General features: G+C 36.7%; 26 protein-coding genes and 1 tRNA gene. 7 read left to right on the top strand and 20 right to left on the bottom strand.

Translation table 11 applies throughout. The features are described 5' to 3' along the window. Positions 1-13: 13 nt before the first annotated feature. From WAK64_RS20880 to nadE, 4 genes are all read right to left on the bottom strand, one after another. Entirely contained in the window at positions 14-2,251 is a 2,238-nt protein-coding gene (locus WAK64_RS20880; protein ID WP_336588929.1) for a transglutaminase domain-containing protein, read from the bottom strand. Continuing rightward, on the bottom strand, positions 2,248-3,465 hold the full coding sequence (locus tag WAK64_RS20875) for a DUF58 domain-containing protein (RefSeq protein ID WP_336588928.1): 1,218 nt from the start codon (positions 3,463-3,465) through the stop codon (positions 2,248-2,250). Before WAK64_RS20875 ends, WAK64_RS20880 begins: the two co-directional genes overlap by 4 nt. Beyond that, positions 3,466-4,419 carry an AAA family ATPase gene (locus tag WAK64_RS20870; protein WP_336588927.1) on the bottom strand — a complete coding sequence of 318 codons (954 nt, stop codon included), beginning with the start codon at positions 4,417-4,419 and terminating at the stop codon, positions 3,466-3,468. It abuts the gene before it with no gap. Between the two features lie 288 nt (positions 4,420-4,707). After that, entirely contained in the window at positions 4,708-5,535 is an 828-nt protein-coding gene (nadE, locus tag WAK64_RS20865) for an ammonia-dependent NAD(+) synthetase (protein WP_336588926.1), read from the bottom strand. Positions 5,536-6,239: 704 nt separating this feature from the next. Between nadE and WAK64_RS20860 the strand changes: the two genes are divergently transcribed. The 3 genes from WAK64_RS20860 (at position 6,240) to WAK64_RS20850 (ending at position 7,274) form a co-directional block, all read left to right on the top strand. Then, positions 6,240-6,617, top strand: a complete 378-nt coding sequence (locus tag WAK64_RS20860) for a PH domain-containing protein (RefSeq protein WP_336588925.1) — start codon at positions 6,240-6,242, stop codon at positions 6,615-6,617. A 244-nt stretch (positions 6,618-6,861) separates the two neighbouring features. Continuing rightward, positions 6,862-6,999 carry a hypothetical protein gene (locus WAK64_RS20855; protein WP_336588924.1) on the top strand — a complete coding sequence of 46 codons (138 nt, stop codon included), beginning with the start codon at positions 6,862-6,864 and terminating at the stop codon, positions 6,997-6,999. Positions 7,000-7,130: 131 nt separating this feature from the next. Continuing rightward, positions 7,131-7,274: a hypothetical protein gene (locus tag WAK64_RS20850; RefSeq protein WP_336588923.1), complete on the top strand. Its 144-nt coding sequence runs from the start codon at positions 7,131-7,133 to the stop codon at positions 7,272-7,274. A 425-nt stretch (positions 7,275-7,699) separates the two neighbouring features. Here WAK64_RS20850 and groL read toward each other — a convergent pair whose 3' ends face one another. Then, complete coding sequence (groL, locus tag WAK64_RS20845) at positions 7,700-9,343, bottom strand: chaperonin GroEL (RefSeq protein ID WP_336588922.1); 1,644 nt, start codon at positions 9,341-9,343, stop codon at positions 7,700-7,702. A 52-nt stretch (positions 9,344-9,395) separates the two neighbouring features. Further along, positions 9,396-9,683, bottom strand: a complete 288-nt coding sequence (gene groES, locus WAK64_RS20840) for a co-chaperone GroES (RefSeq protein ID WP_336588921.1) — start codon at positions 9,681-9,683, stop codon at positions 9,396-9,398. 266 nt (positions 9,684-9,949) lie between these two features. On the opposite strand from groES, the gene WAK64_RS20835 reads away from it, so the two are divergent. Beyond that, positions 9,950-10,675, top strand: a complete 726-nt coding sequence (locus WAK64_RS20835; RefSeq protein WP_336588920.1) for a CPBP family intramembrane glutamic endopeptidase — start codon at positions 9,950-9,952, stop codon at positions 10,673-10,675. A gap of 54 nt (positions 10,676-10,729) precedes the next feature. Then, positions 10,730-10,930, top strand: coding sequence for a YdiK family protein (locus tag WAK64_RS20830; RefSeq protein ID WP_336588919.1), 201 nt, complete (start codon positions 10,730-10,732; stop codon positions 10,928-10,930). 78 nt (positions 10,931-11,008) lie between these two features. Here WAK64_RS20830 and WAK64_RS20825 read toward each other — a convergent pair whose 3' ends face one another. The 6 genes from WAK64_RS20825 to WAK64_RS20800 all read right to left on the bottom strand — a co-directional run bounded on the left by WAK64_RS20825 (position 11,009) and on the right by WAK64_RS20800 (position 16,345). After that, the gene (locus tag WAK64_RS20825) at positions 11,009-11,521 is read right to left on the bottom strand and encodes an RNA polymerase sigma factor (RefSeq protein WP_336588918.1); all 513 of its coding nucleotides are present in this window, start codon (positions 11,519-11,521) and stop codon (positions 11,009-11,011) included. 12 nt (positions 11,522-11,533) lie between these two features. Further along, positions 11,534-13,783: a sensor histidine kinase gene (locus tag WAK64_RS20820; protein WP_336588917.1), complete on the bottom strand. Its 2,250-nt coding sequence runs from the start codon at positions 13,781-13,783 to the stop codon at positions 11,534-11,536. Then, entirely contained in the window at positions 13,761-14,453 is a 693-nt protein-coding gene (locus tag WAK64_RS20815; protein ID WP_336588916.1) for a response regulator transcription factor, read from the bottom strand. Before WAK64_RS20815 ends, WAK64_RS20820 begins: the two co-directional genes overlap by 23 nt. 238 nt (positions 14,454-14,691) lie before the next feature. Beyond that, on the bottom strand, positions 14,692-15,438 hold the full coding sequence (gene tatC / locus WAK64_RS20810; protein ID WP_336588915.1) for a twin-arginine translocase subunit TatC: 747 nt from the start codon (positions 15,436-15,438) through the stop codon (positions 14,692-14,694). 17 nt (positions 15,439-15,455) lie between these two features. Further along, positions 15,456-15,620 carry a twin-arginine translocase TatA/TatE family subunit gene (locus tag WAK64_RS20805; protein ID WP_336588914.1) on the bottom strand — a complete coding sequence of 55 codons (165 nt, stop codon included), beginning with the start codon at positions 15,618-15,620 and terminating at the stop codon, positions 15,456-15,458. Between the two features lie 56 nt (positions 15,621-15,676). Continuing rightward, positions 15,677-16,345 (bottom strand): redox-sensing transcriptional repressor Rex, encoded by a 669-nt coding sequence (locus WAK64_RS20800; protein ID WP_336588913.1) that lies wholly within the window; start codon positions 16,343-16,345, stop codon positions 15,677-15,679. Positions 16,346-16,605: 260 nt separating this feature from the next. Here WAK64_RS20800 and WAK64_RS20795 point away from each other — a divergent pair, with 260 nt between their 5' ends. After that, positions 16,606-18,531, top strand: a complete 1,926-nt coding sequence (locus WAK64_RS20795; protein WP_336588912.1) for an ABC-F family ATP-binding cassette domain-containing protein — start codon at positions 16,606-16,608, stop codon at positions 18,529-18,531. Positions 18,532-18,816: 285 nt separating this feature from the next. On the opposite strand, the gene WAK64_RS20790 is transcribed toward WAK64_RS20795, so the two are convergent. The 3 genes from WAK64_RS20790 to WAK64_RS20780 all read right to left on the bottom strand — a co-directional run bounded on the left by WAK64_RS20790 (position 18,817) and on the right by WAK64_RS20780 (position 21,531). Beyond that, a complete protein-coding gene (locus WAK64_RS20790) occupies positions 18,817-19,353 on the bottom strand; it encodes a DinB family protein (RefSeq protein ID WP_336588935.1) in 537 nt (178 codons plus the stop codon). A gap of 426 nt (positions 19,354-19,779) precedes the next feature. Continuing rightward, positions 19,780-20,700 carry a phosphotransferase enzyme family protein gene (locus tag WAK64_RS20785; RefSeq protein ID WP_336588911.1) on the bottom strand — a complete coding sequence of 307 codons (921 nt, stop codon included), beginning with the start codon at positions 20,698-20,700 and terminating at the stop codon, positions 19,780-19,782. Positions 20,701-20,919: 219 nt separating this feature from the next. Further along, positions 20,920-21,531, bottom strand: a complete 612-nt coding sequence (locus WAK64_RS20780; protein WP_336588910.1) for an NAD(P)H-dependent oxidoreductase — start codon at positions 21,529-21,531, stop codon at positions 20,920-20,922. 239 nt (positions 21,532-21,770) lie between these two features. Here WAK64_RS20780 and WAK64_RS20775 point away from each other — a divergent pair, with 239 nt between their 5' ends. After that, complete coding sequence (locus WAK64_RS20775; protein WP_336588909.1) at positions 21,771-22,082, top strand: winged helix-turn-helix transcriptional regulator; 312 nt, start codon at positions 21,771-21,773, stop codon at positions 22,080-22,082. A gap of 383 nt (positions 22,083-22,465) precedes the next feature. Here WAK64_RS20775 and tsaD read toward each other — a convergent pair whose 3' ends face one another. From tsaD to WAK64_RS20750, 5 genes are all read right to left on the bottom strand, one after another. Next, complete coding sequence (tsaD, locus tag WAK64_RS20770) at positions 22,466-23,476, bottom strand: tRNA (adenosine(37)-N6)-threonylcarbamoyltransferase complex transferase subunit TsaD (RefSeq protein WP_336588908.1); 1,011 nt, start codon at positions 23,474-23,476, stop codon at positions 22,466-22,468. After that, a complete protein-coding gene (gene rimI / locus WAK64_RS20765) occupies positions 23,469-23,930 on the bottom strand; it encodes a ribosomal protein S18-alanine N-acetyltransferase (RefSeq protein WP_336588907.1) in 462 nt (153 codons plus the stop codon). Before rimI ends, tsaD begins: the two co-directional genes overlap by 8 nt. Positions 23,931-23,941: 11 nt before the next feature. Then, positions 23,942-24,637 (bottom strand): tRNA (adenosine(37)-N6)-threonylcarbamoyltransferase complex dimerization subunit type 1 TsaB, encoded by a 696-nt coding sequence (tsaB, locus tag WAK64_RS20760; protein ID WP_336588906.1) that lies wholly within the window; start codon positions 24,635-24,637, stop codon positions 23,942-23,944. After that, positions 24,634-25,089, bottom strand: coding sequence for a tRNA (adenosine(37)-N6)-threonylcarbamoyltransferase complex ATPase subunit type 1 TsaE (gene tsaE, locus WAK64_RS20755; protein ID WP_336588905.1), 456 nt, complete (start codon positions 25,087-25,089; stop codon positions 24,634-24,636). The genes tsaB and tsaE overlap by 4 nt, the downstream gene beginning before the upstream one ends. A 148-nt stretch (positions 25,090-25,237) precedes the next feature. Beyond that, a tRNA-Asp gene (locus tag WAK64_RS20750) sits at positions 25,238-25,314 on the bottom strand. Between the last annotated feature and the right edge of the window lie 44 nt (positions 25,315-25,358).

The following is a 25,358-nucleotide window of genomic DNA, read 5'->3' as shown; positions in this document are numbered from 1 at the left end:
GTAGCTAGCTTGGTCAACCCGTTGTTCTTTTAATTAAATTTTCCCATAATTCTCTCATTTCAATCCAATTAGCTTCCTCACTGTTTCCATATAATTGTTTTTCGTATTCCCTTGTGAGGGTCGTCATCTCTCTTGTTCCAAAAAATGAATCAATATAGTGAGCATATTCACGTAACGTTTGTCCTTCTTCCATTTTTAACCCAAATCGTTCAAATTGTTTAAGCAGCGCGATATACGCTTTTGATAAATCCTGCTTTCTAAATTTATACCTGATTAATAATAAATATGGGATCCATCTGCTTCTTTTTACAAATATATAAACAATCGTTCCACTCACAACCGTCAGCAGCACAAACAGTTTAAACCAGTTATTCAAAATATAATTTTTTATTTTTGTTACCACTGTTTCGTCCGTTACAGATTCTTCCCCTCCAACGTCTTCATCTGGTAAAATTTGATTTCTTTGAACATCTTGTTGATCTACAGGAGCAGATGCTTCAGTAGCTGTATCTTCACTGTCTATATTTCTCGTTTCCGTTATTTTCTGATAGCTTACATTATTATCAAACCCTATTGTCGGTTCAAATGGAACCCATCCTACCCCAGGGAAATACACTTCAACCCATGAATGGGCATTATTATTCGTTACATTGAATTGACTTTTCCCTTCCTCTAAATTTTTTACAAACTCACCGCCTGTAAATCCTTTTACCCACCGAGCAGGTACACCAACGGAGCGGAGCAACACAACCATTGAGCTTGAAAAGTTATCACAGTACCCTTGTTGTGACTCGAATAAAAACTGATCAACATAATCCTCCTCATCACCCGGTGTAAGTACGTCTGTCTCTTCATACACAAACCCATTATTGTCAAAATACTGTTCTACCTCTTTTGTCATCTCATACCAGTTGCTTGATTCTTCTGTTATTTCTTCTGCTAATTCCTTTACACGGTCAGGCAAAAGAGCAGGAAGTTGTGTATAGACCTCATATATACTTTTAGCTTCTATTACTTCACTTTCGCTTAATTCTTCCATATCATTAACATCCTCAATGCTAGTGATATTTTCCATTTTATCAATTCTATAAACGGGCTTTCGATACTGAACTGTATAATTCGTAATACTAACCGGCTCTCCCTTTGCAAGTGGACGTAGCTTTTCTGTATATGGATGATAATCTACTTGATAGTTTGGCTTAGAATCGAAGGTGACTCGTTCAAAGCCGTATGGGTACGCAACATGCGGGTAAAAATTAGTTAACCCTCTTACTGATTCCGTTACCGATGGTTTGGTCGGGTCTGGAGGCAATGGTGATATTCCATCTTCTAATTCTTGCGTATTTGTTTGATCGGTTTTTGTAATCCAGCCCTTTCCAGTATAGTATTCCTTTGTTTCTATTTTCCAATAATGCTTTTCTTGCACCTCAGTCTCATAAACAATGGTGGCATCTCCAATATATGGACCACCTAATTGAGAATCATCTTCCCCATATCCTGCTTTTTTCACACCACCTAAACCGCTACCGCTGTTCGGGTTTAAACTCTTAAAAAAAGGAACGGGATCGGGCCATTTCGGTTGCTCAGCCTTTGGGGCTGCGTATGCAAACAAGGAAGTAATCGAAACAATGACCACTAACGGAATAATCCACCGCTGGAAAACTTGTGCGGAAGCTTGAATATTCTCTTTAACCGCAAGTTTTTCAAATGCCAATATTCCTAATAACAAAAAGCCAAGGATAATGGTCCGAACCATTGATATTTTTGCATCATATTCAGTAAACGTATCGAGCACCGTAATATACACTAGTGTCAAAATAAAAAAAAGAAACATGCTTTTTTTAACATTCAACCAATAGTGAACTAAATACGTCATTATCCATAATAGCGTAAAAAAGAGAATCGTTCGAAACGGATTCGGAAGTAACATCCACTCCTGACTCACTAGCCTTCCCGTGCCTACTATAATGTCATTTAGGAACATCCCCACCCATTCAAACTGAATAATAGGAATATCAAAATGGATACGATTTATACTAAATAAGATAATCAATAATTTAATCGTATAGGATAGCCAACGATTAATATGAAAATATAAAAGAACGAACGATACTAATACGAATACTAAAAAGTAGAAAATATCCCCTGTATCTGTCACTACTTCCAATGGACGTAGCCATTCCCCTATAAAAACAAATCCAATAAACAGGAAAACTACTTGCTTCCAGTTCTTTTGTACGTACTCATTCACGCTCTCTTCACCTCCGTAAAGGTTGTCCTAAATTCTCCTTCACGACAAACTTTTACAACCATCCCCCTTGATGCAGCTAGAGCTTGTAAGCTTTTTTCCTCAACTGTTAACTCTTCTTTCATACGTTTCACTAAGAAAATCACCACAGCAGGATTATTTTTCGCATAATGTTGAAGGGCATAGATAGACCCCTTACTAAGCGTTGACGTCACCATAAACATGGTAGCTGATTGTTGATAGTTAATTCCGGCCCCTTCTAATATTTTTCCAAGAGAAGAGGAGCTATCGTCCTTTACCTTCGCTAAATGAAAATACAGCTGTTGCATTTGCTCTTGTCCATCTCGAATAGGAGAAGAATAAAAGCTTTTTCCGAACGAAAGTAATCCAATTTGAGCACCTTTTTTTAGGACAGCTCGAACGACGGAAGCAGTAAACGTAATCATCTGCTCAAAATTAGCTGATGGTGTACGATCTAATAAAATTAAAACATCATTCGATTGCCTTTCTTCAAACTCCTTCGTCTTCAACTCATTCATCCGGGCAAACGACTTCCAATGAATCCATGAAAAACGATCCCCTGCTTGGTACTCTCTGAGACCAGTAGCCATCGTTGTATCTTTTTGAATTTTCAATTCAGACGTAGCCGTACCTTGATCAAACTGATTTTCAAGAGGGCGATAATTCATTTCTACGTATGATGGATAAACAAGAACCTCTTCTGCTAAAGGAATTGTTCGTTCTTTCGTAAATAAACCAAATACATCACCTGTACCTACCCTAACAGCTGAGAAGACATGTTCCCCCCGTGGGAGGTTATCTACCGTATAATCGAGACGAATTTCTCGCTTAAACCACGGGTAAATAATACTTTTTCCTACAGTAGAAGAAGCATTTAGAAACAATGTCGGAGTTACAAGGTCCTCAACCATTAAATAAAATAAAGGAATCGGCACACTTCTTTTTATCGTGATTGTAACGGTTAACGGCTCGCCTGCTTTTAACGCTCTTGTTTGTAGTTTCCGCTCAACTCTAAACTCCCCAAGAGGATAGAAAAAAAGGGTAACCGCATATAGCGCAAAGGGAATAAAACTATAAAATAAAAACCAACTAACAAATCCCCCTTGAAACATAGCATAAGAAAATGTAATCGCTAATAGCAAAAGCATGAATAGTAATTTCCCTACTACTTTTACCCATTGAAACTTTTTTCTCATTTACCTCACAACCTTCTGTACAGGCACAGGAATACGCGTAATAATTCGCTCAATAATCTCTTCAGCTGATATCCCCTCATAACGCGCTTCAGGCTTTAAAATAATTCGGTGTGAAAATACAAAAGGCGCTAAATATTGAACATCATCAGGAATCACATAGCTACGACCATACAAAAGGGCAAACGATTGACACGCCTTCATCAAAGCAATCGACCCACGCGGGCTGGCACCTAAATAAACACTCGCATGCTGACGTGATCGCATCGCAATTTCGACTATATACTTCTTAATTGTGTTATCTACATGGATTTCCTTCACTTGTTCTTGAAGCTCGATTAATTCATCCACTGTCATCACAGAATCTAAGTCTTCAATTGGAGGTGTTTTTTGCGCTCGATCTAACACTTCCATTTCTTCTTGTATACTCGGATACCCCATCTTCATCTTGAGTAAAAAACGGTCTAACTGAGCCTCAGGCAGTGGATACGTCCCCTCATATTCAATTGGATTTTGCGTCGCCATTACAAAAAACGGCGACCCTATCTTTCTTGTCACCCCGTCAATCGTCACATTTTTCTCTTCCATTCCCTCAAGCAATGCCGACTGTGTTTTAGGTGACGTTCGGTTAATCTCATCTGCAAGCACAATATTTCCCATAATAGGACCCGGTCGAAACTCAAACTCTAATTCTTTCGGGTTATAAATAGAAACACCAATTACATCAGATGGTAGTAAATCTGGTGTAAATTGAATACGCTTAAAAGAAGCACCAACAGACTTCGCCAACGCCCGTACCATCATCGTCTTTCCAACCCCAGGCACATCCTCTAGTAAAACATGCCCACCAGACAATAAGGCTACAATACTTAACTCCGCTACCTCTCTTTTTCCAATCATTACTTTCTCTATGTTTTCAATGACCTCTCGAAGTTTACTATGCTGTACATCCTTCATTCATAACTCCCCCTCAACCATCCCTAATAGTCTAGCAATAACATTTATTTGATAATTTAAAATTCTCCATAATATAACTATATAAAAAAGACATCCCTTTGTATACCTTACAACGTAAAAATTGAAATATTTGACTTATTATTGTTATGTTACATAGGCCTAAATTAACGGTGAATCTGTAAAATGGCTATTTATTTTGAATTCAACTTGTTTCCTTGCAAAATCTAGCAATATACTTGCTCAAAAAAAAGAAGTGAGTGATGAGATTTCATCACTCCACTTCTTTTTCTACTTCCAAAAATCATCGAAAATTGAAATCGGTAAATGTCGTTTATGCTGCGTTTTTAAATAATGAGACTCAATGACTTTTCTTGCTGCTTCTGACACATCTCTACCTTCCAAATAATCATCAATTTCATCATATGTGACATTCAATGCAGTTTCATCAGGTAATCCAGGACGATTATCTTCCAAATCTGCAGTTGGCTTTTTCAAATATAGCTGCTCTGGTGCACCAAGTTCCTTTAATAGCATTTTTCCTTGTCGCTTATTTAAACGGAAAATTGGCACTAAGTCTGCGCCGCCATCACCATATTTCGTATAAAAGCCCGTGACCGCTTCAGCAGAGTGGTCTGTTCCTAGTACGACACACTTCTTCATTGCTGCAATACTATATTGTACCTTCATACGTTCACGTGCTTTTTCATTCCCTTTGACAAAATCAGATAGCTCAATACCAGATTGACGTAAAGATTCCACACTTGCCTCTACTGCTGGTTGAATATTTACCGTAATCATCTCGCGCGCATTCATAAATTTAATGGCTTGTTGAGCATCCTCTTCATCTGCTTGAGTACCATATGGCAAACGAATTGGATAAAACACATACTCATTTGTTCCATTTTCTTCATTCATTTCATCTATCGCCATTTGTGCCAGCTTTCCAGTCAATGTAGAATCTTGCCCACCAGAAATCCCCAAAACAAACCCTCGCAAAAAATCATTTTTCTTCAAGTACGCTTTCAAAAAATCAACGCTTTTTCGAATCTCTTGTTTAGGATCAATCTCAGGCTGAACCATCATCTCTTCCACAATTTGTTTTTGTAGTGAGTTCATTTTTCCACTCCTATTCTACACTCAATTTTGATATGTATATCCTTATGTTTACTATATCACAATCCACCTTATTCTTCTCTTTCAATCCTTATTTATTCTGATAGGATCTACACCAACAAAAATGGCTCCATTAGACGACTTACACACCATGCCAATTTTTACTTTTCGTAACTATGGTCAGTGTACCTGCAATAACTAAATATTTTTTATCCATCTAGGTTGTATTTGTGAGTATTTTAAACTTTTATCTTAAATCATAAACATCATATATTGTTCCTACAATGAAAAAATATGTCATTTATCGTATTTATTTTCCATGCAATATTGTAAAATAAGGAGAGAGATAATCGTTGGAGTAAATTCGATAAGTTTTGGTGATAGACTGAGGAAAAACAAGAGTAGGACTCGCTTATACATAAGTAACAAAAAGCTAATTAAACTATTTCTATGAACCTTAGCTTGTGAAACTTTTTCAAAATAAGTAGTTTTTGAAGTAACTATTGTTCCTTTTCTTTTAAAGATAAAAGGGATTATAAGAAACTCGATTTAAACTTCTTAATAAGGAAAGCGCTACTTTGTTTTCAGAGAAACAGATCAGTAATTATAGATGAAAATAAAACCTCTTTTTTTCTCCAACACTAGTATTATCAACCTATCTCTTTTTATTTATATCTATTTAAGTTGGAATTTTAGGAGGAATCTGCATGGGATTATTAAGTGGTCTAATGGGAAACGCTTCAACAATTAAAAAAGAAGAAGTGAAAGAAGAACTAAAAGATTTGCTCACAAGTAACGAGGAAATTGAGTCAGCTTTTAAATTAGTGAGAGATCTTATAATCTTTACAGACAAACGTCTACTTTTGGTAGATAAACAAGGTCTAACTGGTAAAAAAGTAGAATATCATTCTGTTCCCTATAAAAGCATTTCTCACTTTAGTGTAGAAACTGCTGGTACCTTCGATTTAGATGCTGAACTAAAAATTTGGATTTCCGGTGCTCAGGAACCAACCATTTCAAAACAATTTAGGAAAGATGACAGTATTTACGATATTCAAAGGATCTTGGCAACTATATGCGCTTAAGACCACTAGGAAAGCCTCTTAAAGGGCTTTCTTTTTTATGGGACACCCATAACTAGGAAGTAGCCTTCTTCTTAATAACTATCTATCCATAGAACTGCTTCACAAGAGTGAAACGGTCGGCAGATTACATCATGCCGCTCATTAAGGTACATATCTAATAGTAGACCTTTCCCTCGGACCCGTCCAAACAAAATAGATTTTCCTGTCATAGTATATAGTACATCCTATTGAAAGGAGGGTTAACATGAGCGGAAAGTCTGGTAGTGAAACGGCTTTAGTTCTAGTACTATTCATACTTTTAGTTATCATATTAATGGCTGCAAGTGGAGGTTCAAGATATGAACGACTAGATACAGGAATAAGTGTACATGGTAGTCTGTAAATTGGATGATATCTATATTCTTTACGAAAACCGCACTATTTATAGTGGGGTTTTAATCTATGGATCCGTCCAAACAAAATAGATTTTCCTGACATAGTATATAGTACATCCTATTGCTAGGAGAGGTTAACATGAGCAAACACAGTAGTTCTGGATTTGTAATTGTATTAGTATTATTTATACTTTTCATTATAATTTTTGTTACTTCATGTGGAAACAGTAGTTGGAGTGCAACGCGTTTAACGTATCCAGCCGTTTTAGAATATGCGCAATGATAAAAATATACCAAAGTCTATCAGTATTACAATCAAAAATAGTTGATCAACCTATACAAATAGTTCAAACTCCTTAAAGGCAAGCGAATTTGTTATCGGTTGTCTTTTTGCATTGCTCAAAGAATCTACTGAGTTTTATGGTCTAGAGCTCCTGAAAAGGAGATGAAAGGTACATTTATTATTTACTAAGGCTAAAAAATGTAGAAAGCATGCAAAAGTTCAAATTTATCTGATTGATTTCCGGAATCATTTTTTTATGCTTCCTTATGTTTTTTGTTGTGTTTAAAAACGTCTGCCCTACAAAAATCATGAAAAGCAAATTTCAACTACAAAAAACCACCTCCCGATGATGATTGAGAAGTGGTTAATGTATTACAAATTTATTGACATTGTGACTGCTTCACAAGAGTGAAACGGTCGGCATATTACATCATGCCGCCCATTCCACCCATGCCGCCCATGCCGCCCATATCAGGCATTGCAGGTGCTGCACCAGCTTCTTCTGGTAGGTCAGCTACAACAGCTTCTGTTGTTAAGAACATTGCTGCAACAGATGCTGCGTTTTGTAATGCTGAACGAGTAACTTTTGTTGGGTCTACGATTCCAGCTTCAACCATGTTTACCCACTCGCCAGCTGCAGCGTTGAAGCCAACGCCAACTTTTTCGCGTTTTAGGCGGTCAACGATGATTGAGCCTTCTAATCCAGCATTCACTGCGATTTGACGAATTGGCTCTTCAAGCGCACGTAGAACGATGTTGATACCCGTTGCTTCGTCACCTTCAGCTTTGATTTCTTCTACTTTTTTGTATACGTTTACTAGTGCTGTACCACCACCAGATACGATACCTTCTTCTACAGCTGCACGCGTAGAGTTTAATGCGTCTTCGATACGAAGCTTGCGCTCTTTTAGCTCAGTTTCTGTTGCAGCACCAACTTTAACAACCGCAACACCACCAGCTAATTTAGCAAGACGCTCTTGTAATTTTTCTTTATCGAACTCAGAAGTCGTTTCGTCTAGTTGAGCACGGATTTGATTAACACGAGCGGCAATCTTATCCGTTTCACCAGCGCCTTCGACAACTGTTGTATTTTCTTTTGTTACAACGATTTTCGCTGCACGTCCCAGTGAGTCAAGAGAAGTTGTTTTCAAGTCAAGACCTAGGTCTTCTGTAATCACTTCTCCACCTGTTAGGATAGCAAGGTCTTCAAGCATTGCTTTACGACGGTCACCGAATCCTGGAGCTTTTACAGCTACCGCATTGAATGTTCCACGAAGCTTGTTCACTACTAATGTAGCTAACGCTTCACCTTCAACGTCTTCCGCAACAAGAAGTAATGGCTTTCCTTGTTGAACAACTTGCTCAAGGACAGGAAGGATTTCTTGAATGTTCGTGATCTTTTTGTCTGTGATTAAAATATATGGATTTTCTAAAACTGCTTCCATTTTATCAGAATCAGTCACCATGTATGGAGATGCATAGCCACGATCGAATTGCATTCCTTCCACAACGTCAAGTTCTGTAGAGAAGCCTTTTGATTCTTCAATTGTGATAACACCGTCGTTTCCAACGCGCTCCATTGCTTCAGCAATCAATTGACCTACTTCATCATCCGCAGCAGAGATTGCCGCAACTTGAGTAATAGACTCTTTGCCTTCGATTGGCTTTGAGATTGTTTTTAGTTCAGCGATAGCCGTTTGTGTTGCCTTTTCGATTCCTTTACGTACGCCAACAGGGTTTGCACCAGCTGTTACGTTTTTAAGACCTTCGCGAATCATTGCTTGTGCAAGAACGGTAGCAGTCGTTGTTCCGTCCCCAGCAATTTCATTTGTTTTGCTTGCTACTTCTGCAACTAGCTTAGCACCCATGTTTTCGAATGCATCTTCTAATTCGATTTCCTTTGCAATTGTCACACCATCGTTAGTGATAAGGGGAGAACCGAATTTTTTCTCAAGAACGACGTTGCGTCCTTTTGGTCCAAGTGTTACTTTTACTGCATCAGCAAGTTGGTCTACACCGCGTAGCATAGAACGACGTGCTTCTTCACTAAATTTAATTTCTTTAGCCATACTAAAAAGACCTCCTCAAATTTTTAATCTTTTGTATGTGATAAACGATTCATTATTTGCTAAGAATAGCTAAAATGTCACTTTCACGAAGAACAAGGTATTCTGAACCATCGTACTTCACTTCTGTACCAGAGTATTTTGAGAAGAGAATGCGCTCACCTACCGCTACCTCTGGAGCTACACGCTCACCGCTGTCAAGTACGCGACCTGCTCCTACTGCGACAATAACACCTTCTTGTGGTTTTTCTTTCGCAGAGTCTGGTAAAACAATTCCGCTAGCCGTTTTTTCTTCTGATTCAACTAGCTCAATTACAACGCGATCACCTAGTGGTTTTAACAACTGAAACAACCTCCTCAATAAATATATGTAAAGTTCATTATTAGCACTCACCTTATACGAGTGCTAACACAATTAATATAATAAAGAATTCGCCTTCCTTTTGCAAGCATCCTGCGTTAAATTTTTCCTAAAAATACTTCGACAATATTTCTGCATACGTCTACAACACCCTCTCAGTAAGTGTCGAGAAGGCATTCAATTTGAACCATAACCGATTTATTAGTAGAATGAATACTTAATTAAACGTTTTCAAAGGAGATCACACAATGAATAAACGTGATGGCTATATTTTAATTATTTATTTACTCATGCAACTTTCAGGACCGATTGCCGTCCCGCTTATTTACCAGTTAGGACTCACAAGCTTTGATGTACAAAACAAAGAAGACATGCTCTATATAGCTGCAGGCTATTGGTTGTTTATTAGCTTTTCACTGACACTGATAATTGTTCTTTTTATGCTAAGAAAAAGCGAAAGAAATAAAATGCTAGGAGAACCAATGGGTCTACCTTCATCCCTGTCTTGGGCATTTGGTGGAATTATTCTTGCCTTTATTGCTCAAGTCATTGCCATTTCGATTGAAACAGGCATCGGTATCGAACCAGGCTCGGAAAATACAGAAACAGCCATGAAAATGATTGCTTTTGTACCGATTGCACTTTTTGCTTCATCGATTGCTGGTCCTATTTTAGAAGAAATTATCTTTCGACAAATTCTTTTTGGGGCACTCTATAAACGAATGCCATTCTTTGCTGCGTCATTCATTAGTTCCATTCTTTTCGGACTAGCACATCAAGAGTTATCCCATCTTATTTTATATACGACGATGGGCTTTACCTTCGCCTTTTTATATGTTCATACGAAAAGAATTGTAGTTCCAATCATTGCCCATGTTGGCATGAATACACTTGTGGCGATCATTCAATTTACGGCAAATGATCGTATAAGTTTTAAAGAACAAGCCATCACATTACTTCAACTAATCATGTAGCTTGTTTTTCGTCCTCACCACAGTGTGAACGTTATTTTATATGGAGGAAATATTATGAGACCATCACCATTGTTTGCAGGCTTCTTCTATACTTTACTCGGCATTTTATTTACGTATTTTGCCATTTATAATGTCAATGAAAGCGGATGGGGATTTTTTACCTACTTCCTTATCTTTTTTGCGACAATTGATTTTAGATCAGGACTACGTATGTTCAATATTCATTTTAAATTAAAAAAAATGCAAAAAAAATAGACCATTTCTTCATATGGTCCAACCTTAGAGGGTAGTTAGTGTCAAAAATCACTAATTATCCTTTTCTTATATTATTCATTAAGCTGTGCTTCCCTGAAATACTTGTTTTAATTGTCTTCGTCCTCGATAAATTCTTGTTTTTACAGTATTAGAATTGATAGCGAGTACTTTCGCAATTTCCTGTTCCTGTAGACCTGGACGAAGTTTAAGCATCAGTACATCTTGATACCGTCCATTCAACCTTTTTATCGCACTTACAACTTCCTCCTCCAACAAAGCAAACTCTACTTCTTCCTCAACATTTTGCGTAGTGGCTGTCTCGAAACTTTCAAAGGCCTCTGGTCCCACCTGCATCCCTTTATACTTCTTTTCTTTTCGAATAAAATCGATGGCCGTTCGGGATGCAATGGCACAAAGCCACGCACCCAATTTCCTCTCATCTTTGACAGTTTCAGCTTTTGCGATCGCTTTTATAAACGTTTCATGTACGACATCCTCTGCAAGGTATTTATCCCGAGTAATGGAATAGCTTATATGAAATAATCGTTTATAAAACAAGCTGTACGCCTCTGAAAAATCAAATTTACTCACTACATCCTCCTCCTATTCCACCGTTTCAATGTCCTCATTTATCTTCAATGAGATCCTTATTTTAAATAAGTCTCCGTCAGCTTCAATATCCATTTCCCCACCATGAAGATCAACAATTGATTTCGCTATCGCAAGGCCAAGTCCAGACCCTTCCGTATGACGTGATGCATCTCCTCTTTTAAACCTTTCAAACAGTTCATCTGTATTTTGACTTAGTTCATATTTTGAAACATTTTTAAACGTAATCAATGCTCGATTCTTCATCATTGAAATATCGATATAAACGCGCGAGTTCTCGAGTGCATATTTTAGAGTATTTCCAATTAAATTATCAAAAACGCGCCACAGTTTTTGACCATCTACAATCGCAAGTACAGGCTCTTTAGGATTCGTTATGCGAAACTGCAGACTTGAATCATTAATTGCATTATCATGTTCCGCTAAAGCCTGCTGCAACAGCTGGACGAGGTCTACCCTGTGCTTCGTTAGTTCCATATTCCCACTGGCCATTTTTGATACTTCAAATAAATCATCAATGAGCAGCTTTAACCGTTTTGATTTCCGATCAATAATGTCAAGGTACGCTTCCTTCTCCTCATTGGATGCACCCTTTACTTTCAGTAATTCGGTGTACGTAATAATGGACGTAAGGGGTGTACGTAGATCATGACTGACATTCGTAATTAGCTCCGTTTTTAGGCGCTCACTTTTTGCTTGTTCATTTAGGGATAGTTTTACTCCTTCTTCAAGCTTGTTAATATTACCTGCAAGTATGACCAACGAATGATCACCTACTGTAGGTAACTCTTCTCCGCGTTCACCTGCGACTAGTTCATTTGTTTTTTCTATAATATTGTTTAAATATCTACTTCTTCTGACTAAAATAATTATTACAGGAATTCCAATTACCACGAGAAGAATTATAAAAAATTCTAATATTACTAAATAATAATTCGAATAATATACCACATTTGGATTTAAAGCAGTTACCAAACTGGCAATGCATAAACCAACAATGATAGCGATTAATAGGACTACTAGAAAACGGAAACTTCGATTCACCATTTTTTCAACATTAGTGAATAATTTATAAAGCAGTGATTTACTCCACTCCTGCTTAATTTTCCTGCCTTTTTTTATGTTAGTTAAAATGGATTTTCCATATAAAAACAGTAGGAGCCATACAACCGCTACGATAAGCGAAAGCATAATTAGGTCAATAAAAGCATAATCTCTATACCAAAATCGCAGCCATGGTATCCATATATATTCCCTTGGGTGATTAGAAAACGTCAAACCTAATAAGACAACTATAAGGAACGTACTTATTCTGACATCAACGGGTAGCTTATATAAAAACGCGCTCCATTTTTCCATAAAAGTATGAATGCTCTTCGATTTTCTCCCAATAAAAAAGCATAAAATAAGAGCAACTATACTTATAAGAACATAGAGGATAAATACTATTTGTTCCTGTTCATATTTTTCAAACTCTTGTGCTATAGCATTAGTTGAAGACGTTGGAACAGCGATCCAACCATCTATCATTCCTGACAGCTCAGGGGGAATATCGATCCACCCAAATCGATTCAGCAGATCTCTTCCAATTGGAATTGATTCTTCGGCTACATACACCATGTTATTTTCGTTAAAATAATTTTCTACTTCACCTTTTAAATTTGGTATATTTGTGTAAATCTCTCCGTTTGTTTGATTTATAAAATGGTAAAGAAAGTCATTTTTTTGTTCCTTAAAAAAGGAAGATTTAATTTCACTCTCTTTATAATAATCTTCTATTTGTTGTTCTCTTTCTTTCAAAATTTCTTGCATCACATACTCATCACTTTGAAGACTTTGAGCACTTTTCTTTATTTCCTCAATTTTTTCATTTCTTTCTACGATAAGGGATTCAACTTCCTCTAAGTTTCCTGTATCGATTGCACTATTAAGTGCATATTCATACTCTTCTTTAATTCTCTCGATTTCAATGCCGCTCGTATCAATAAACCCATATTCACTACTGTGAATATCTGGTAAGCTAATTAATGTTTTGGCTTCTTCTAAAGTGAAACCATTTAACTCATTCTCTTCTAAATCCTGAATAAAAAGAAAGTATTGATCCTTAAAAGCATAGGTTTCCGAATAATCACTTTTAGTGTAAAAAAGGCCATTCATTTTAAATAGGACGAGTCCACTGAACCCAAAAGTAAGCAGAATTAACCATATTCCTAGCACCCATCTATTTTTCCATTTTGTATCCAATCCCCCACACCACCTTTAAATACCTTGGATTTTTCGGGTCAATTTCAATTTTTTCGCGAATTTTTCTTATATGAACGGCTACTGTATTTTCTGCATTATAGTAAGGTTCATCCCATACCCGTTCATAAATTTCATTGACTGAAAACACCCTGCCAGCATTCGTCATTAATAAGTTAACAATTTTATATTCAATTGGCGTAAGCCTGACAGGCTCTCCATGCACTGTCACTTGTTTGGCTGATTGCTCCAAGGTCAATCCATGTAAATCAATCACATCGTTTTTCCCCTCAATAGACCCAAAATTAACATACCTTCTTAATTGAGACTTCACGCGAGCAACAAGCTCCATAGGGTTGAACGGTTTTGTAATATAATCATCTGCTCCCACTTGTAAACCCAAAATTTTATCCGTATCCTCACTCTTAGCACTTAACATGATAATTGGTATGTTTTTCTCTTCACGGATTTTATAAGTCGCTGAAATGCCATCAAGTCTTGGCATCATAATATCTAATATAATCAGATGGATGGGATGTTCATTAATCATTTCTAAGGCTTCTACACCATCTTTTGCCTTTAAAACGGTCACGCCTTCGTTCCTTAAATAAATTTCAATCGCGTCCCGAATTTCTTTTTCATCATCCACCACTAAGACAAAATAGTTATCCATTGATCCGCCTTCTTTCCTGAACGATTTCTCTTTAGCTTTAGTGTACTAGAAAAAACTTATCATTTATTTACATATTTTCTTAAGATTTTCTTAAGGCTACTGGTAAAACTCAACAATCTTTATTCCTCGTCATTCACTACTATCTATTATGAATAAACGAAAGGAAACTTATCAATCAAACAAAAAAAGCCGCCTATTATCGACAGATAATAGGTGGCTTCTGTATAAAACTTATAAATTATTCTTCCATTTCTCTTTTTTGCTCAGCAATTAATACCTTTCGATAGCCTATCTTACAAATCCACAGACTAATCTCGTACAAAATGAATAGTGGGACCGTTACGAGTAAGTGGGACATAAGGTCAGGTGGCGTAATCATCGCTGCAATAATAAACAAAATGAAATACGCATATACCCTCATTTTGGACATAAGCATTGGCGTAATGATACCAAGTCTTGTCAAAAATAGCATGATAACGGGTAGCTGAAATAAGAAACCGAACGGGATGGTCATTTGAAATAAGAATTCAAAATACTCATTAATACCGATTTCTTGTTCAATTTCAAGATTGGTAGATAAATTCAGCATAAAATCTACCACGAATGGGAACAGAATAAAATAGGAAAAAGAAAGCCCACCAACAAACAATAACATTACGATCGGGATGTAGCTTAACGTCACACGTTTTTCTTTTTCATATAATCCTGGAGATACAAAAGACCACACCTGATAAAGAATCACAGGCAGTGTCATTAGTAAGGATAAAAATAAGATTACTTGAACATAGATTTTCAATGGATCCGTCAGACGAAATGCATTCATCGTTAGTTCCTTTGCTTCATCGGCATTTTGTAAAAAGCGAATGAGTGGTTCAGCAAGAAAAAAACTTATCACAATGGCAAACAGTAAGAAAACGACCACGATGAGAAGTCGTTTTCTTAATTCATCTATATGTTCATAAACAGTCATTTGATTTTGACTCATGATTCTTCACCTAGCATTTACTTAACATCTTTTTTTTCATCTTCATCCGCTAAGCCTTTAGTGGCATTTTTGAATTCGCGCAACGTATTTCCCATTGCTTTCCCTAGCTCGGGCAATTTTTTCGGACCGAAAATTAATAATGCAACTACGACGATTGCTACAAGACTACCTGGACCTGGCATTACGCTACACCTCCTCAGTAATATATTACACCATTATACCGTTAAATCCTAATTTCTTATAGACCTTCTTGTGACGTTTCCGTGTCATCATTTGAATAATTTTTTAAGAAATAGACAAGTGACTGCAGCTCGACTGCTAAATCAATATGATGGATACGAATAGAAGCAGGAACATTTAAGCGCGCTGGTGTAAAGTTTAAAATCCCCTTCACATTCGCGTTGACTAACCGATCGGTAATGCTTTGTGCTACTGGAGCTGGAACGGTTAATATGACCACTTCTATATTCCCTTCAAGAAGTTTTTCTTCTAATTGAGCGAGAGGGAAGACAGGCACTTCACCAAATTCCATCCCTACCTTTTCTGGGTTAACATCAAAGGCTACCTCAATTTTAGTATTATTATTTTTCAAGAAATTATAATGAAGGAAAGCTGTTCCTAAATTACCAACCCCTATTAAACCTACCTTTGTGACCTCATCCTGGCTTAATGTTTTACTAAAGAAACTTAATAGGTAATTGACATTATAACCATAGCCCTTTTTTCCGAGTGCTCCAAAATAAGAGAAATCCCGTCGAATGGTTGCTGAATCTACTTTTACTGCTTCGCTTAATTCTTTTGAGGAAACTCGTTGTTTCCCCGATGAATGTAAATTTTGAATAAAGCGATAATATAGCGGCAAGCGTTTTGCTGTAGCTTGCGGTATTTTCATTGTGTCTTGATTCATTTTTTATCCCCCCGCCATCTCTTTCACCACTGTATATCATCTAAATAGAACAGCTCTTGTGGCTTTACTTGTTTTTGAATTCTGTTAGCGCTTCCATTTTGTCACTTTCATTATTTTTTATATAGACAAACGATCGAGATACTCTTCTCTTCATATCATACACCATTTTTCTATTTCTGTCTGTTACCTACTTCACAAGTTATGCTATTGCTCATTTGCTTTTAAATACGATACACTAATAGTATAAATGAGGTGAAATCATGATTTTATTACAAGTAAATAATGTGACAAAGCATTTTGGTGCTGAACTTATTTTATCGAATATAAAATTAGAAATAAAATCAAACGATCGAATTGCATTAGTTGGTCGTAATGGAGCGGGAAAATCGACTCTATTAAAAATTATCTCCAATCAGCTATCTTATGATTCAGGTGAAATCATTAAACCGAAACATGTAACAATGGGGTATTTGGCGCAGCATACAGGACTTGAATCCAATTTATCTATTTGGGAAGAGATGCTTTCCGCCTTTGACCATGTTCGCCAACTTGAAGGAAAAATACGCAAACTAGAACACAGCATGGCATCTCCTGAAGTATACGATGACACAGAACGATATGAGAGAATCGTTCAAGAATATGATCTCCTTACTGTGAAATTTAAAGACATAGGTGGGTACCAATACGAATCGGATATTCGGACCATTCTTCATGGACTAAATTTCGCGGACTTTGACTATTCAACGAAAATTTCCACTTTAAGTGGAGGACAAAAGACAAGGCTAGCACTGGCTAAGTTACTTTTAACAAAGCCTGACCTCCTTATTCTAGACGAACCGACAAACCACCTGGATATTGAAACACTTTCCTGGCTTGAGCAATTTTTACAAGGATACCCAGGTAGCATTCTCATTGTTTCCCATGACCGCTATTTCCTAGATAAAGTTGTTACGAAAGTCTATGAAATTTCAAGAAAAAATACGAAGAAATACCACGGTAACTATAGCGATTATTTAAATAAAAAAGCCGAAGACTATGAACGTGAAAGTAAACAATTTGAACGTCAACAAGCGGAAGTAGCCAAACTGCAAGATTATATTCAACGCAATCTAGCTCGCGCCTCTACAACCAAAATGGCACAAAGCAGACGAAAAAAGCTTGAAAAGATGGACCTCATGTCTCAACCGTTAAGTTCTGAGAAATCTGCTCATTTCTCCTTTGGCATTGAGCGACCTAGTGGGAATGATGTTCTTAAAGTGGATGACCTTACTATCGGTTATGAAAGCACACCATTATCCTCTCACTTGAATTTCCATTTATCAAAAGGAGATAGCATTGCATTAGTAGGTCCAAATGGAGTAGGAAAATCAACGTTAATAAAAACGCTTGTCAATAAACTGCCTTCTCTATCAGGAAGCTTTCAGTTTGGGACGAACGTAATGATTGGCTACTACGATCAAGAGCAGGCAGAATTATCGTCCAATAAAACGGTCCTTCATGAGTTATGGGATGAGTATTTATTGAAGCCCGAAAAAGAAATTCGCACTGTTTTAGGCAATTTCCTTTTTTCAGGAGACGATGTTTTAAAGCCCGTTCATTCACTTAGTGGCGGAGAAAAAGCACGGCTTGCCCTTGCAAAGCTCATGATGGAAAAACCAAATGTTCTGATTCTTGACGAACCAACGAACCATTTAGATTTAGATAGTAAAGAGGTTCTTGAAAACGCACTGATTGATTACCCAGGAACCATCCTTTTCGTCTCACATGACCGTTATTTTATCAATCGAATCGCAACTAAAATCGTTGAACTATCCAGTAGTGAAACAAAAGAGTATTTAGGAGATTATGATTATTTTGTTGAGAAAAAGCAAGAAGTAGAAGAGCTCGCTTTATTAGAAGAAAAAGAACGAGAAGAAATAGCAACCTCCTCTTCACAAACAGCAAAAGGAAGTCATCGTATTGATAAGGAAGCAAAAAAACTTGAACGCCAACGCGCGAGAAGAATTCAAGAAATTGAAGAAAATATTGAAAAGCTAGAGTCAGACATTACGGAAAAAGAAGCACAATTATTTGATACGACCCATTTTCAAGATGTAGAAACAATGAAAAGACTTCATGATGAAGTAGAGGCAGCGAAAGAAACTTATGACGAGCTTTTAGAAGAATGGGAATTACTACAAACATAACTTCCATCCCCTGCCTTTTTGCAGGGGATGTTTTTTTAATATAATTTCCACAATGTTATACACATTTACGACCCTACTACATTAATACTCACAGAGTTTTTCCACATTATCCACATAATTATTCTTAGTTTTCCACATTTTTATTCAAAATGGAAGCGTTATTATTTTTGATTGCTCACAAATTATACATGGATATCCACAACTTATCAACAGATTGTGTACAAAACAAACGTTCTAGTGGATAACTTTTTAATCTCTTCACCTTCTCTTCCTAATATTTTACTTCTATAATTTAAGAGCTTCCTGATTTGTAGAGAGCTTACGTCTAATCATTCTAATTTGTCCACGGTGACTAATCTCATCTTCCATTACGTGATACCATAAATAATAAAGATTGTGTGGGATACCATTAGACCATGTTCTTTCTTCATATAACCAATCATCTGACTTCGTCTTAAACAAGTTTAGTGTTCTTTCTCTTACAGTTGATAACGCTGCTAAATAATAGTCAATTGAGTTATTTTTTATGTTAGCCCTCGCATTTTCTCCTAACTCCAAAGCATGTTTCCATTTCGATAATTCCGCTTCGTTAAAATCTCTTCCTTCAAATGAAATAACTTGGTGAACAGCTTCAATGGAAGCAATATGAAGCAATAAAGCCCCAATACTGTTTGCATCTTCCTCATATAAATAATCTAATTCTGACTGACGAAGTTCTGCAATTTCACTAATAGTTGTTTCCCTAGTATGCTCCAGCATTGTGATGAGTTCTCCAATTGTAGAAGAATAACCTTCTCTTGGCTTTACTAGATAATCCATTATTTTCCCTCCTATAAATGGTAATTATGATTTTACCAGTCGGGTAGATTATTTAAAGCCTTAAAATGATACTTAAATAGTGATATAATAAAATTGAACATAGAAAAAAAACCCAACAACCCGACACTCAATTGATTCGAGGTGTATAAAAACGTTGAGTTTTCCACAATTAATCCACAAGTAGAAATGTATTTACATCCAAATTTAGAAGATCAACCGACCTCTTCCAATTATTCTGAATGAGTTACTCCATTAATCGCTACCTATACTTTTGTTTCATAAAGAAAAGATGACTCTTTAGCCTATTCTCTACCAGTAAAAAGGTTTTTAGAAAAAAATAATTCTACGATAAAATGGATCAAACCCTCAAATAACAAAGAAGGGGTGAAAGTATCACCCTAATCCTTCACTTCTCATCTCGATGATGAGCTACAATGTATATTTAGTTGGTTCAAAACCTAATAGAGATTTAATAAAAGACTTCTGATGCTCCGATTCTGATTCATCTAAATCATTCATTGCCCACAACGCTTCATCCATATAGACAAAGATTAGAAGTTCATTCCATACTTCTTTTTCCGTTTCAGTTAAGGATACATGACATAGATAACCAGACTTAAATTCCTCCCATTCCTCAACGGTAAACATTCTCTCTGGTGCAGTATCTATTTCAGTATGGAATAGTATCAGGGCTAACGCCAAATCAAAAATCCGTGGAATACTTCCTGCATTATCAGGGTCAATTAACACCAAGCCTTCCTCTGAATAGATGAGGTTATTCGCTTTATAGTCCCACGATGCATCAACATACGGAATAGTAATATCCTTTAGATTTTCAAATGAATTTTCCAATAATCGCTTTATCTCTTTAGATAATTGTTTAAATGCTTGAATATGAACATTATCTTTATATTGATCCAGTAGGTGATTAATATCGCTCTTCACATCATTAATAAAGCCTTCATCGTATTGTTCCCAATTAAAACCATGGTCGAAAACACTTTTGTTTGAGGAAACAGCATGGATCTTTCCGAGCATGCTGCCTGCATCATAAATATCCTTTAGACTTGCATCATATTTTCGTCCATTTATAAATGGGTAGACAACCCAATTCTGATCATTCACTTCATGATAAAGTTGGTCTTTAAATAAAATTGGCCTTACTACTCCAATGCCACTGTCTTCTAATTGTTCTGTCCATGTAAAAAGGCGTTCAACCTTACTTCGATCTTTTTTTGTTTTTTTGACAATCGTATCTCGGCCACCCTGTTTTATCTTAAATACTGGCGAATACTTATAAATAGACGTTATTGTGGAATCTAACCCAAAATAGGTATATACTTCATTCATATCTTCACTTTCCCTTTCAAAATATATTCTTTTTATTATGTATAAAGAACCTCCCTAACTTATTCAAGCCAGTGCCTAAAAAACCCTCTTTATCGTTTACAATAGTGGTTAACGATTATTTTCTGCAGAAAAAAAGAGCATCCAACCGTCAGAAATTGACCAATTGGAATGCCCCTTGCTACTGATATTATTAACCGTTATAGGAATAGTTAACAAAGCTTATACAAATGTAACTTTCTCTTCAAGGGAAGCTCTTACCTTTTCCGGTGTAGTTGGTTCTTTTCGATAGCCTAATGGAACCACTAATGCAACCTCATATTCATCAGACGAATAGTTTAATAATTTTAGTACATCGTCATTCATAAATCCTTCCATTGGACATGAATCGATTTCAAGCGTTGCAGCAGCCATCATTAAGAAAGAGGCAGTAATATAGCATTGGGATTTCGACCATGCTGTAAAGGCTTCGCTATTAGGGAATGACTGCAAGAAATTAACGGCGATAGGAATTCCATTCTCTGGAATTCTCTCACTAATTAGTTTTTTTACTTCTGGAGAGTTAGGATCTAATAATGTGTCTTTTTTCGCTAATATGACAACAACCGCACTCGCGTCCTCAACTTGTTGCTGGTTAAACGATGCTTCTTTAAGCTGTGATTTCATACTTTTATCTTGAACAACAACGTATTCCCAATGCTCCAGATTTAAAGAAGATGGGGCTTTTAGTGCGCTATCTAAAATAAACTTTAAATCATTCTCAGGGATCTCCTTGTTTACATCGAAATGTCGAGTAGCATGACGAAAATATAATGCATCTGAAAAATTTAGCATCTTTATAGTCCTCTCTTAATTGGATTTTTAACGCCTGTATTTATGGAGTTCATTCTTTTCTTATTATTCAGATCATGTTCCAGCATGCAATAGAACCGACCTGTTTAAAAGTAAGAGATGGTACCATTCTCTACTAGTTAAAAGAATTGTTTTTTCAATCCTTCTACAGTAAATTATAAGTAGTGAATAATATAGAGTAAATACGTCAAATATTTTTGACCTTACAAGGAGGCTAAATTATGGCGATCTCAAGAAAAAAAACGTGTGAGCAACTAAGTAAGTTAGAAAAAATACTTATATCAATCGACGGAAGATATACTCCCGTTTTAATATTAGCTCTTGAAGAAAATCACAGATTTAGTGATTTATTAAGAAGATTACCCGATACAAATAAGCAAAGCTTATCTACTACGCTAAAACAATTAATGAAGTATGATATTGTGTTCAGAAATGTCATTAAAGAGTCTGCTCCGCAGCATATCGAATACGGATTAACAGAAAAGGGGAAAAAAATACGAGGTATCCTTTTACAAATGTCAGAAATTATGTAGCATAGGTGGTATTCTACCTCTAAATAAAAAGCACTCTATACGCAAAGAATGGACCAAGAAGAGTTTAGCTAATCGCGTTGTTCAAGTGGAGGAAAATGATTGAATAATACCCATGATGGAGACGTGTGCAAAAGCAAACATAACCACTACATTCAATGGAGGGCCCTTTTGCCATAACGGCACAGAGCTCTTAAAAGAGACAATTGAAAAAAAGCCTGTTTGATCTTACCAAGAAGGGCTGCCTTCCGTAAACCCACGTTGAGAGGGATCAACATGGGACATTGCACGAACCTGACTTTAGAATTGTTTACTTCAAAAAAGAAGCAGAGAAAACAATTCGTTTTCATCTGCTTCTTTTTATTTTAACGCTTGTTAGATAACCCTTAAAGCTCTAATCCTGGATTTCCATTCATTTTCATATTCCCTCTTTTTCCTTGTTCATACATAACTGTACCTGCTGCGGCTATCATAGCTGCATTATCTGTACAAAGTGATAATGGTGGAATGACGAGGTCTATATCTGGTAGCTGTTGAAAAGATTCATTCAAACGATTTCTCAAGCCTTTATTGGCTGCTACCCCACCAGCTAATAAAACCTGTTTTACCTTATATTCCTCCGCTGCTCTCATCGTTTTTCCAACTAAGACATCGATAACACTTTGTTGAAAGCTTGCTGCTAAATCTTCGGGTAAAATGTCCTCTCCCCTTTGCTTCGCATTATGAAGCGTATTAATAACAGCTGACTTTAAGCCACTAAAGCTAAAATCATAAGAACCCGTTTCTAGCCATGCACGTGGCAATTCAATATTGGGTGACCCATCATGTGCTAACCGATCAATGTGCGGTCCACCTGGATATGGTAACGCCAATGTTCGCGCTACTTTGTCATATGCTTCCCCAGCTGCATCATCTCTCGTTTCACCAATCACCTCAAATTCACCATGCCCCTTCATTAAAACAAGCTCCGTATGGCCACCTGATACAACAAGAGATAGCAATGGGAAATGCATTTCCTTTACTAATCGATTTGCATAGATATGGCCAGCAATATGGTGGACACCTATAATTGGAATCCCGTGAGCAAAAGCGATGGCTTTTGCTGCATTTACTCCTATTAACAATGCTCCTACCAATCCTGGTCCTTCGGTAACGGCAATGGCATCAATATCTTTAAAGGATAAATCCGCTTGTTCTAACGTTTCTTCTAAAACTAAGGTAATTTGTTCAACATGATGTCTTGAAGCAATTTCAGGGACCACACCGCCAAATCGCCTATGACTTTTTATTTGTGATGCGACAACATTTGCTATAATTTCGTTACCATTCTTTATAATAGCAGCAGCCGTTTCATCACAACTTGTTTCAATTCCTAATACATAAACATCTTTATTCATCTAATTTCACCCACATTACTAGGGCATCCTCTTGATTATCACGATAATAATTTTTTCGGATACCTCCATTTTGAAATCCTAATTTTCGATAGAGAGACTGTGCAGTCTCATTACTTAAACGAACCTCAAGCGTCATCGAAGTAGCACCCTTCTCCACAGCATATTTCATCACATATCTCATTAAACCTTCCCCTAGACGTAGGCCTCGATAGGATGGAAGAATGGCGATATTTGTAATATGAGCTTCATCAATTATGAGCCACATTCCACAGTAACCAATAATTTGGTTGTCTATCTCAAGGACCATATACTGCGCAAATCGGTTTTTATTCAGCTCATTATAAAAAGCATCTTCATTCCAAGGTACACTAAAGGACGCTTTCTCTACTTCCATAACTTTTTTTACATCATTTACATTCATTAATCGAAGTTGATAGTCTTTATTCTGTATCATGTTATAAACCTCTATTGATTCTTTTGTGCTTCCAACCATTTCGCTTCAGCTTCTGCTAAACGAATATAGTTCGGAACCAGCATATGAATGTCATCCTCTTCCTTTGAGAGGCCAAGTAGTCCTAATTCAGAAGGACGAGGGTTTTGTTCTGTAACCCTATTAAAGACAGCAAGGTCACCTAATAAAGAAACAATATTTTCTTTATGTAACGAAACATCATTTCCTACAAATAAAACCGGCCTTTGCTTTTGCTTAAGCTTTTGAAACCACTCTACTGCTAATACATTGCAATCTTCCACTTCCTCAACAAGGTCACCATTTTGATAAGAATACAATCCTGTATACACTTGACCCCTTCTCGCATCAAATAGTGGACAAATATATCCGTCGAAATAGCGTCCATTAGATGCCAACACTGCCAAACTAGAAACACCCACAATTGGTATCTTTAAAGACCAAGCCAATGACTTTGCAATCGTTACACCTATTCGAACACCAGTATAAGACCCTGGTCCTTTCGCCACAATAATTTTATCTAAATCTTGTGGTGTCATATCACAATCCTTTAATAATTGTTCAATCGCTGGCATCGCTCGAACCGAATGGTTCTTTTTTATATTCGTCATGTATTCTCCCATTATTGTTCCTTCTGTGAATAAACAAACACCGAGAGTATAGTTAGACGTATCAATAGCCAATACATTCATTCCATTATCTCCTTACATAAGTTCTCATACCGCTCGCCTTTTGGTTTAAAAAATATTTTTCGCTTTGAATCACCTTGATGAAAGATTGAAATATCTAGTCGATTATTTGGTAGCTGATCTTCTATTAAGTGTGCCCACTCAATTACCGTGACTCCGTGGCCTTCAAAATATTCGTCAAAGCCTAGATCTTCAAAACTGTCTTCTAATCTGTAAACATCCATATGGTATAAAGGTAAACGTCCTTTGTATTCTTTAATAATCGTAAAGGTAGGACTATTGACTGTTTTTGTTATCTCTAGCCCTTTTGCTAGCCCTTTTGTAAAGGTCGTTTTACCAGCCCCTAAATCACCTTCAAGTGTCAATACGTCACCTGGCTCTAAGCATTTCGCTAGTCTTTCTGCAACGTTCATCGTGTCTTCATAACCTTGCGAGAGAAGTTCATATGTATTCATTCGTTTTCTCCTTTAATCTCTATAAAAAAACCTTAGGAATAAGCTTATCCTAAGGAAACATCATTAATATGTAGTGTAACGTATTTTCGCTCATTCATCAAAATTCTTCAGAAATAAAAAAAGAAACTACACAATGTAATTTCATAAATGGCGGTCCGGACGGGACTCGAACCCGCGACCTCCTGCGTGACAGGCAGGCATTCTAACCAACTGAACTACCGGACCAATGTATTGCGGGGGCAGGATTTGAACCTGCGACCTTCGGGTTA

The organism is Bacillus spongiae (genome assembly GCF_037120725.1).
In the GTDB taxonomy this organism is placed as follows: domain Bacteria; phylum Bacillota; class Bacilli; order Bacillales; family Bacillaceae_K; genus Bacillus_CI; species Bacillus_CI spongiae.
Note: the sequence above shows the minus strand (reverse complement) of the source record. Positions and strands in the feature narration are given on the sequence as shown.

Excerpts from the sequence above, each read along its gene's own strand:
- tatC (WP_336588915.1), bottom strand. The coding sequence starts at position 15,438 with ATGAGTCAAAATCAAATGACTGTTTATGAACATATAGATGAATTAAGA.
- WAK64_RS20785 (WP_336588911.1), bottom strand. The coding sequence starts at position 20,700 with ATGAATGAAGTATATACCTATTTTGGGTTAGATTCCACAATAACGTCT.
- groL (WP_336588922.1), bottom strand. The coding sequence starts at position 9,343 with ATGGCTAAAGAAATTAAATTTAGTGAAGAAGCACGTCGTTCTATGCTA.
- tsaE (WP_336588905.1), bottom strand. The coding sequence starts at position 25,089 with ATGAATACATATGAACTTCTCTCGCAAGGTTATGAAGACACGATGAAC.
- WAK64_RS20860 (WP_336588925.1), top strand. The coding sequence starts at position 6,240 with ATGGGATTATTAAGTGGTCTAATGGGAAACGCTTCAACAATTAAAAAA.
- WAK64_RS20805 (WP_336588914.1), bottom strand. The coding sequence starts at position 15,620 with ATGCCAGGTCCAGGTAGTCTTGTAGCAATCGTCGTAGTTGCATTATTA.
- nadE (WP_336588926.1), bottom strand. The coding sequence starts at position 5,535 with ATGAACTCACTACAAAAACAAATTGTGGAAGAGATGATGGTTCAGCCT.
- tsaB (WP_336588906.1), bottom strand. The coding sequence starts at position 24,637 with ATGAATGTATTGGCTATTGATACGTCTAACTATACTCTCGGTGTTTGT.
- WAK64_RS20870 (WP_336588927.1), bottom strand. The coding sequence starts at position 4,419 with ATGAAGGATGTACAGCATAGTAAACTTCGAGAGGTCATTGAAAACATA.
- WAK64_RS20875 (WP_336588928.1), bottom strand. The coding sequence starts at position 3,465 with ATGAGAAAAAAGTTTCAATGGGTAAAAGTAGTAGGGAAATTACTATTC.
- WAK64_RS20835 (WP_336588920.1), top strand. The coding sequence starts at position 9,950 with ATGAATAAACGTGATGGCTATATTTTAATTATTTATTTACTCATGCAA.
- WAK64_RS20850 (WP_336588923.1), top strand. The coding sequence starts at position 7,131 with ATGAGCAAACACAGTAGTTCTGGATTTGTAATTGTATTAGTATTATTT.
- WAK64_RS20830 (WP_336588919.1), top strand. The coding sequence starts at position 10,730 with ATGAGACCATCACCATTGTTTGCAGGCTTCTTCTATACTTTACTCGGC.
- WAK64_RS20815 (WP_336588916.1), bottom strand. The coding sequence starts at position 14,453 with ATGGATAACTATTTTGTCTTAGTGGTGGATGATGAAAAAGAAATTCGG.
- rimI (WP_336588907.1), bottom strand. The coding sequence starts at position 23,930 with ATGATACAGAATAAAGACTATCAACTTCGATTAATGAATGTAAATGAT.
- WAK64_RS20795 (WP_336588912.1), top strand. The coding sequence starts at position 16,606 with ATGATTTTATTACAAGTAAATAATGTGACAAAGCATTTTGGTGCTGAA.
- WAK64_RS20780 (WP_336588910.1), bottom strand. The coding sequence starts at position 21,531 with ATGCTAAATTTTTCAGATGCATTATATTTTCGTCATGCTACTCGACAT.
- WAK64_RS20855 (WP_336588924.1), top strand. The coding sequence starts at position 6,862 with ATGAGCGGAAAGTCTGGTAGTGAAACGGCTTTAGTTCTAGTACTATTC.
- WAK64_RS20775 (WP_336588909.1), top strand. The coding sequence starts at position 21,771 with ATGGCGATCTCAAGAAAAAAAACGTGTGAGCAACTAAGTAAGTTAGAA.
- WAK64_RS20800 (WP_336588913.1), bottom strand. The coding sequence starts at position 16,345 with ATGAATCAAGACACAATGAAAATACCGCAAGCTACAGCAAAACGCTTG.
- tsaD (WP_336588908.1), bottom strand. The coding sequence starts at position 23,476 with ATGAATAAAGATGTTTATGTATTAGGAATTGAAACAAGTTGTGATGAA.